Annotated in this window: 2 protein-coding genes; both read left to right on the top strand. The window is 59.3% G+C overall.

Annotated features, from left to right (window positions below):
* Positions 1–120 precede the first annotated feature (120 nt).
* Positions 121–822 carry a FadR/GntR family transcriptional regulator gene (locus ACRESD_RS07145; protein ID WP_159956013.1) on the top strand — a complete coding sequence of 234 codons (702 nt, stop codon included), beginning with the start codon at positions 121–123 and terminating at the stop codon, positions 820–822.
* Between the two features lie 17 nt (positions 823–839).
* Positions 840–1,526, top strand: a complete 687-nt coding sequence (locus tag ACRESD_RS07150; RefSeq protein ID WP_431750285.1) for a GntR family transcriptional regulator — start codon at positions 840–842, stop codon at positions 1,524–1,526.
* The last annotated feature ends 55 nt before the right edge of the window (positions 1,527–1,581 follow it).

Here is a 1,581-nt window from a genome sequence, read left to right on the forward strand (position 1 = left end):
AGCAATGGTTCAGCCTACAAATGTGGTGACTGACACACCGCATTCGCGAGCAAGCCCGCTCCCACATTTTGACTGTCGCTAATTTGACAATCGTATTTGCAACTTCTAGGAGACGTAGACGTGATCAGCACCTCAACCGTCGTCAATTCAGTGGTAGAAAAACTGCGCGCCGCCTTGGCCAGGGGCCAGTGGCGCCGGGGCGAAATGCTGCCCGGCCAGCGTGAACTGGCCGAGCAGATGGGCATCAGCCGCCCTAGCCTGCGTGAAGCCGTGATCGTGCTGGAAACCCTCGGCCTGGTGCGCTCCATGCCCGGCAAGGGCGTCGTGGTACTCGAAACCAGCGTGAGCGAGCCTCAGGCCAGCGACGCGGTAGCCGATGCCAGCCTCGAAGACATTCTGCAACTGCGCTACACCCTCGAGCCCTTCATCGTCGGCCTGGTGGCCCAGTCCATCAGCAGCAAAGAGGTCGGCCAGTTGCGCCTGACCCTGATGGACATGCGCGAGGCCCTCGACGCTGGGGATGCCGAAGCCGGCATGAACGCCTACATCGGCTTCCACGAAGAACTGTTCGCGCTCACCTCCAACCCGATCTTCCAGAACGTGGTGCAGCAAACCAGCAACGCCCTCAAACAGAGCGCCCAGGTGCTGCGCAATTCCCCCGAACACTTGGCAGAACGCCTGCAGGAAAATGAAGCCGTGGTGCGCGCCATCCGTAACAAGAACAGCGCCCTGGCCAGTGCCGAAATGCGCCGCCATATCCTTCAGGAAGGCCTGCGCATGGGCATTCGTTTGAATATCCCGGACGACCATCTGGGTAGCTGACTTTCTGGAGACAGGCCATGACCGCCCACGCTTTTCAATACGCCCCTATCCTTCCCGCCCTGCGTCTGGTCGCTGGTAAAAAGCCTTCGGTGGACGACATCTACCCACGCCTGTTCGACGCCATCCTCGAACAACGCATCGCTCCGGCCAGCCGTTTTACCGAAGAGGGCCTGGGCGAAATCTTTGGTGTGAGCCGCAGTGTGATTCGCCGCGTCTTGGCAAAGTTGTCTCATCAGCAAGTGATCATCCTGCGTCCCAACCAACGGGCCCAAGTGGCTGCGCCGGACGGCCAGCAAACCCGGCAAATTCTGGAAGCACGTCGACTGACGGAAATCACCGTGGTGCAGTTGGCTTGCGCCCAAGCCACACCGGTGCAGGTTCGCCAGTTACGCGAGCTGATCACCCGGGAACGCGAATGTATTGAACGCGATCAACGTGGACCAGCGATTCGATTGTCTGGAGAGTTCCACTTACAGTTAGCGGCGATAGCAGGTAACGCACCGTTGGCGCAGTTCCTCAACAGCCTGGTGCCGTTGACGTCCTTGATCATTGCGCAATTTGAAGCGAAAGCCTGCACGTATTGCGCTTGGCAGGATCATGAGGCGATTGTTGAGGCGGTGGAGCAGCGCGACTCAACCACCGCTGTGGCGTTGATGACCCAGCACTTGGATCATCTGGAAAACAAATTACTCAAGCACCACTGACCCCTGTGGGAGCTGGCTTGCCTGCGATAGCGGTGGGCCAGGCACTGCATGACTC

This window comes from Pseudomonas sp., from assembly GCF_050739995.1.
Lineage (GTDB): Bacteria > Pseudomonadota > Gammaproteobacteria > Pseudomonadales > Pseudomonadaceae > Aquipseudomonas.